The sequence below is a fragment of the Streptomyces sp. NPDC047515 genome, from assembly GCF_040643055.1.
GTDB lineage: Bacteria > Actinomycetota > Actinomycetes > Streptomycetales > Streptomycetaceae > Streptomyces.
The window spans coordinates 1-5,444 of record NZ_JBEYTM010000129.1 but is presented as its reverse complement, the minus strand read 5'-3'; the positions used below and the strand labels follow the sequence as shown (position 1 = coordinate 5,444).

8 protein-coding genes and 1 pseudogene are annotated in these 5,444 nt (G+C 67.6%); 7 read left to right on the top strand and 2 right to left on the bottom strand.

The window, feature by feature from the left end; translation table 11 throughout:
- Positions 1-486 precede the first annotated feature (486 nt).
- A complete protein-coding gene (locus ABZ826_RS38770) occupies positions 487-1,023 on the top strand; it encodes a hypothetical protein (protein ID WP_361459223.1) in 537 nt (178 codons plus the stop codon).
- A 328-nt stretch (positions 1,024-1,351) separates the two neighbouring features.
- On the opposite strand, the gene ABZ826_RS38765 is transcribed toward ABZ826_RS38770, so the two are convergent.
- Positions 1,352-1,564, bottom strand: coding sequence for a hypothetical protein (locus tag ABZ826_RS38765; RefSeq protein ID WP_361459221.1), 213 nt, complete (start codon positions 1,562-1,564; stop codon positions 1,352-1,354).
- A 1-nt stretch (position 1,565) separates the two neighbouring features.
- Positions 1,566-1,988 (bottom strand): hypothetical protein, encoded by a 423-nt coding sequence (locus ABZ826_RS38760; RefSeq protein ID WP_361459219.1) that lies wholly within the window; start codon positions 1,986-1,988, stop codon positions 1,566-1,568.
- A gap of 512 nt (positions 1,989-2,500) precedes the next feature.
- Between ABZ826_RS38760 and ABZ826_RS38755 the strand changes: the two genes are divergently transcribed.
- The 6 genes and pseudogenes from ABZ826_RS38755 to ABZ826_RS38730 form a co-directional block, all read left to right on the top strand.
- Entirely contained in the window at positions 2,501-2,656 is a 156-nt protein-coding gene (locus tag ABZ826_RS38755; RefSeq protein ID WP_361459217.1) for a DUF6131 family protein, read from the top strand.
- A 115-nt stretch (positions 2,657-2,771) separates the two neighbouring features.
- Positions 2,772-3,326, top strand: a complete 555-nt coding sequence (locus ABZ826_RS38750; protein WP_361459215.1) for a hypothetical protein — start codon at positions 2,772-2,774, stop codon at positions 3,324-3,326.
- Between the two features lie 82 nt (positions 3,327-3,408).
- Positions 3,409-3,891: a hypothetical protein gene (locus ABZ826_RS38745; RefSeq protein WP_361459213.1), complete on the top strand. Its 483-nt coding sequence runs from the start codon at positions 3,409-3,411 to the stop codon at positions 3,889-3,891.
- Between the two features lie 87 nt (positions 3,892-3,978).
- A complete protein-coding gene (locus ABZ826_RS38740; protein ID WP_361459211.1) occupies positions 3,979-4,152 on the top strand; it encodes a CsbD family protein in 174 nt (57 codons plus the stop codon).
- Positions 4,153-4,702: 550 nt separating this feature from the next.
- On the top strand, positions 4,703-5,113 hold the full coding sequence (locus ABZ826_RS38735) for a transposase (protein ID WP_361459209.1): 411 nt from the start codon (positions 4,703-4,705) through the stop codon (positions 5,111-5,113).
- A pseudogene (locus ABZ826_RS38730) lies at positions 5,110-5,444 on the top strand (hypothetical protein); the annotation flags it as partial. The gene ABZ826_RS38735 and the pseudogene ABZ826_RS38730, both read left to right, overlap by 4 nt.

Here is a 5,444-nt window from a genome sequence, read left to right as displayed (position 1 = left end):
GCACGACGGCGGAGCTCAAGCGGGTAACGGGAAGGTCGTGCCATGACCCGATCCTTTCATGAAATCGAGTCTCCATTCGACACGGGGCGGTTCACCCAGCCTCCGGCAACGCTTCCGCAGCTTCTTTACCAACCCTGGCGCAGCCAGCGTGAACCGGCCCGGCTACTGCTCGGCCAGTCAGCCGTGCATGACCAGGTGGCTACGCCTTTTGACCGCAGCCCCCCCCGTGCCGACACCGCGTCCATCCCGAAGGCCGCGGTCATCTTTTGGCAGGTCAGCGGCCCTTGATGGGTGCTGGGGCCGGTCCGCGAGGGCCTCCAAGATGCACTGTGTTCACCGACAGCACCGACCGGGTCTTCCCGTAGACCCTCCGTTCGGGGCACAGCGGAGGCAGAACGGTGCGCGAAGCGCCCGGGCGGGTATCCGCAGCGGTGAGCGACGGGTGCGAACCCGCCTCCTGGCACACGGACGAAAAGGTGGCACGTGATGAATGACCGACCGAGTTCCAGCATGGCTCAGCCCGAGCGTGCCCGCAGCACCGACCTGGCCATGCTGGGCATCTACCTCAACGACCACCTGATGGGCGCCACCGCGGGGGTGGAGCGGGTCTGCCATCTCGTACACGCGGTTCGCGGTTCGGCGCTTGCCGCGGCACTCGGACCCGTCGCCGCCGAGATCGCCCAAGACCGGACGAGTCTGCTCGGCATCATGAGGGACCTGGGTATCCCGGTGCGGCGCTACAAGGTCTGCGCGGGCTGGACGGCCGAGAAGATGGCGCGTCTCAAGAGCAATGGTCGTCTCGCGCGGCGCTCTCCGCTGAGCACGTTCCAGGAATTGGAGATGCTACGGCTGGGGGTGGAGGGCAAGGCAGCTGGATGGCAGACCCTCAGCCGGCTGACCGCCACCGAGAAGCGCCTGGATCCGCAACTGCTCGACGACCTCCTCGAACGGGCCCGGCGACAGCAACGCGTCGTGGAGGAGTGGCATGCCCGACAGGCCGGCTCGGCCTTTGAGAGAGGTTGACGCGCACCGCTCAGCACCGCGAGAAGCCCAGCGGCACGCTGCTCGGATTCTGAGCGGTCAGCCCGAGGACCGGCCCCGCGGAGGCGGCCCGGAAGATCCATCTCCCAGGCACCGGACCCCGTGGGTGTGGATCATTGTGATCGTCATCATCGTGTCGGCAGTCGCCATCGTGGTCCGCTGATATGAGTCAGGTGGAGGGAGCCGGCGCGACCGGCGGCAAGGGCTGCCACGTTGGCGGCGGCGATGTGCTCCTCGCGGGCGATGACGTACAGGGCGGTCGTCAAGGCCGCCGGATCCCAGGGGCAGGCTGCTCGGCTTCTGAGGTCGGTCAGGCCGCGTCCCATTGGTGGGCGCGCACGCCTCGCCACTCCACCATCTGCGGGTCGTCGATCAAGTTCTCCGTCTCCGGGAGGCCGGCACGGCGGAGAAACTCGACCAGGTCGTGATCGTCGAAGGCCAGGCCGAGGATCTTCCCGTACGCGGTGACGCGCCGGCCGCCGGAGGGCGACGGCCGGTGCACGACTATCGGTGCAGCAGCCACGTCAGTGAGGGGCGGATCGGTGCCCGAAGAAATGCCACCTGCGGGGCCCACCACTGCCCGGGGAGACAGCGCGGTCGTCGTGGGGTCGGTGCGCAGTCTCCGGTCGGTGGGTGTCGCGTTGACCTGTCGTGTCTTCGCGATCCGCAGTTGGCTCGCGGCCGGGCTGGCTGAGGCCCCGGCGCGAGGTTCTGGAATGGTGGTATGGGCGACGCACAGCGGCCACGATCAGGCTCAGCCCGAACATAGCCAGCGCCCCGACGACGATGCCGTAGAGGAACAGCGTGCCGGTGGAACCGGTCACGTGATACCCGAACGCGGAGAAGCTGTCGGTGAGATGGTGAGCGCTGCCGCCGTTGGTGAGAATGCCGGCCACGGCAACGACAACCGCAGCGATCAGGATGATGAGCCCCAGGATGAGAATCATGGTGCGCTCCGGGTATTGCGGCGTATATCCAGAGTAATAAGTCCGTCTAGAAAGCGCGAAACGCCAGATCCATGACGTCAGGCTCAGGCCGGCGCGGCGTCCTCGGCGATCAGACTCATCGCCTGATCACGAGTGGTAGCTCGTTCAGCCGACAGCAGGGCGCGTCGACACTGCACCGCTCGCCGTCAGCTGTCACGGTTTGGTCCAAGGCTGCATCATCGCCGTCACACTCGATATACGCCCCGCCCCGCTCTGGGCGCCTGGGACAACGTCGCCTTTCATCAGGCGCCAGGGCGGGACGCTCAGTTGTCGGGCCCGGCAGCCTCCACTCTGCAAAAGCAGTCCAGCCGTGGTCAGCTTCGCGGAGCGGGGGAACTGCGGCTGCACAGGTATGCACGCGTCCGGCCTGCGCTACGGCGGCCCTTGCTGACCCTGCTGGCCAATTTGTCAGTAGGGCAGGCAGGGCGGACGATTAACAAGGGGTCGGGGCTCATGCGTGATCGGAGGAAACCGTGATCCTCATCGGTGTCGTTCTGCTGATTGTGGCCTTCTTGGCCAAGATCACCATTCTGTGGACGGTCGGGATCATCCTGATCGTGATCGGGGCGATCCTGTTCCTGCTGGGAAGCCTGGGCCACGCGGTCGGCGGACGACGGCATTACTGGTAGACGCAGCCGCACCCCGCTGCACGACACCCGCAGGCGCTTGAACCGCCCCCCTTGAGGCGTGGGCAGGGGCAGCCGCATTGCACGGGGCTCACTCGGCCAACGAGCGGAGGACCCAATGTCCACTATTGCCGTCATCATCATTGCCGTCGTGGTGGTGCTTCTCCTGTGCACGGCGGCAGCGTGGGTGGTTACCACGCGCCGCCGGAAGCTACGGGAGCAGTTCGGCCCGGAGTACGAGCGGGCCGTGGAAGCCAAGCACGGCCGCCGGGCGGGCGAGCGCGAGCTGCGCGAGCGCGAGGAACGCCACGACGCGCTCGACATCAAGCCACTACCCGCACCTGCCCGCGACCGCTACACCCAGGACTGGACCCGTGTGCAGGAAGGGTTCGTCGACCGGCCCGACGACGCGGTCCACGAGGCAGACCGGCTCGTAACCACCCTCATGAGCGAACGCGGGTACCCCACCAAGGGGTACGAGCAGCAGCTGAAGGATCTGTCGGTCGAACACGGGCGCACGCTGGAGCACTACCGCGCCGCCCACGAGGTCAACGACCGCAGCAGCCGCCATCAGGCGACCACGGAGGAGCTGCGGGGCGCGATGGTGCACTACCGCGCGCTGTTCGACGAACTGCTCCACAACGGTGACCGGCCACGCGAGGGCCAGGAATGAGCCCGCGGCCAGCGCTTGTGAGGACGACGAGCCGGCCCAGTCGACGCCCGGCCGCAACACGTTGACGGACGGAAGTGAAGAGATGCGCGACCAGGACACACCCCAGCGGGACGAGGGCGTTCCGTCCACGGAGGACCTGGCAGGTGCCCGGCAGGGCCCCGGGGACGAAACACCGGGCTTGGCTGACGCCCCACCGGAGCACCCCCGGGAGGCCGCCACCACCGACAGGGAGGGCCGGGAGGAAGATCGCGGGCGGGCATCCGTCGGCGAGCGCCAGGAAGCGGAAATGGCCGAAGCGAACGAACCTCTGCTCGGAGGAGAACAGGGAGAATTCCGCGCCAGGTGGCAGAAGATCCAGGGCGAATTCGTCGACGACCCCAAGAACGCCGTCAACGCGGCCGACCAGCTGGTCGCCGAGACGATGCAGGCACTGGCCACGACCTTCTCCGAGCACAAGCGAGGTCTCGAAGGCCAGTGGCAGCGCGGTGAGGAGGTGGCGACCGAGGACCTGCGCATTGCGCTCCAGAAGTACCGTTCGTTCTTCAACCGCCTACTCAGCACCTGACCAGTCAGCGGCCGCCGCCATGCCGTCGACCGTTGACTGGTCGCTCGCCCGATGCACTGGCAGATCACTCACAAAGGACGGCCGACCATGAGCATCGCCAAGAAGATCGCGCACAAAGCCGAAGCGGTCAAAGGCGGCACCAAAAAGGCTGCCGGCCGCGGAACAGGCAGTCGGCGTCTGCAGGCGGAAGGACGGGGCGACCAGGTCAAGGGCAACATCAAACAGGCTGCGGCGAAGATCAGGGACGCCTTCAAACACTGACTATTGCGCCACTCGGCCCCAGCCCCGGGGCTGGGGCCGATATAGCCGACGCCTCGCACTCCTCACCGGAGCGCGGAGGGTCCACTGTTCTACCGCCTCGTATCGTCGAACGGGCCCCTGCAGGGTCATCAACCCACGCCCAACGACGTGCTCCCTTCGGTGAGTCCGGCCCTCGCCCACTGACAGGAGAACGGGGTCCGAGCGGTCGAACGCTACTCGCCCACGGCAGTTGCTTTGGGCCCAGGCATCCGCTCAATGAAGCTGCGGCGCGGGCCCAGCGGCGCCCGACCCCGGCACCGGTCACCAGGCCGTGTCACTATGAACCGTTCCGGGTTTGGTAGGGACTCGATCATTTGAGAGGGTCGAGTCATGGCACGTCCTTCCCCTTATCCGCTTGAGCTGCGCAATCGAGCGGTTCGCATGGTCGCCGAGGTGCGGCCGGAGTACGACACCGAGTGGGCCGCGTTGAAGGCGGTGCCCAGAAATTGGGTCGAGCCAGGCATACTGGATGATTCATTGAGTCGAGGGCGGAGAAGGAGTAGTGCCCCAGGTGGCCAGCACCAACGACCACGGGACCCCTGATCCGCAGGTAGAACCCCGTTCAAGCGGTCCGCGCCGGTATACCGCGGAGTACAAGGCGAGGATCCTCGCCGAGTACGACACGCTCGGCAAGCAGGGCAAGGGCGCCCTGCTGCGGCGCGAGGGCCTGTACTCGTCGCTGATCACGAACTGGCGACAGCAGCGAGACCGGGGCGCGAAGCAGGCCCTGGCGGCACCCTCGGGGCGGCCGAAGGCCGACCCGAGGGACAAGGAGATCGCCCGGCTGGAGGCCGAGAACGCCAAGCTCCGCCAGGAGCTGGGCAAGGCCCGCACCGTGATCGATGTCCAGGGAAATCTCTCCGCGCTGCTCGACCAGATCGCCACGGACAGCGCCGCGACGGACAACGGCGAGAACCGGTGAGTGCCCCGGACGTAACCAATGCGCCCGAGGCCGGCGCCCCCTCGGTGTTCGAGGCGGCCCGGGCCTCGGCCCTGGAGTCGCTGGCCAAGCTGGTCGGCCGGGTCAAGGCGTGCGTCGCGCTCGGGATCAGCCGGGCCGCCTACTACCGCCACCACCGCCAGAGCCCGGCCCCGGTGCGGCCCTACCGTCAGCGTCGCCGGCACCCCCGCGCCCTCGCCCCTGCCGAGGAGAAGCGGGTGCTGGAGGTGCTGCGCTCGCCGGAGTTCGTCGACATGGCCCCCGGCGAGATCTATGCGGTCCTCCTGGACCGCGGCATCTATCTGTGCTCGGA